The sequence below is a fragment of the Photorhabdus sp. RM96S genome (genome assembly GCF_042879335.1).
GTDB classification, from domain to species: domain Bacteria; phylum Pseudomonadota; class Gammaproteobacteria; order Enterobacterales; family Enterobacteriaceae; genus Photorhabdus; species Photorhabdus kayaii.
In genome coordinates, this window is sequence record NZ_JBHFKT010000180.1 from 1 (window position 1) to 454 (window position 454).

The 454-nt window shown below is 58.8% G+C and carries 1 protein-coding gene; it reads left to right on the forward strand.

Annotated elements, in window-relative coordinates; genetic code table 11:
- Nucleotides 1-193: 193 nt before the first annotated feature.
- Nucleotides 194-454: hypothetical protein (locus ACGF49_RS24855; protein WP_387493420.1), on the forward strand; the 261-nt coding region annotated here is incomplete at its 3' end.

The window sequence follows — 454 nt, forward strand, 5'->3', positions numbered from 1 at the left end:
CCTGATGGGGATTTTTTTACCCCAGACTTAGCCCGGACCTGGCCCAGACTTGAGGCAGACTTGCGTTTATTTAAGTCAGACTTGCTCTCATGACCTGTCGGGACGGCTGCCGGCGTTTTATCCCTGTCGGGCACAGGCAATGCGTCTCCGTGATTATTTTCCCTGATAACAGCGTTTTCATCTGCCCGGACTTGTGCCCCCGCCGGCTCTTGTACTGTCCGGGCTGACGCGGGTTTTTCTTCCCCAGACTCAGGCCAGACTTGCCCCGGACTTGGGGAAGACTTGCGACCTTTCGGGTCAGACTTGCGTTCACTGCCGGCGGTTGCTGAGTCCGGTTCTCCGGCATCCAGCAGGCCGCACAGGTGGGCTGCGCCGTTGTCTTCCCCGTCCCACAGCAGTTCATAATGCAGCAGGTGCCCCCGGCTGCCGCCATGCAACAGCAGGTATTCCATTT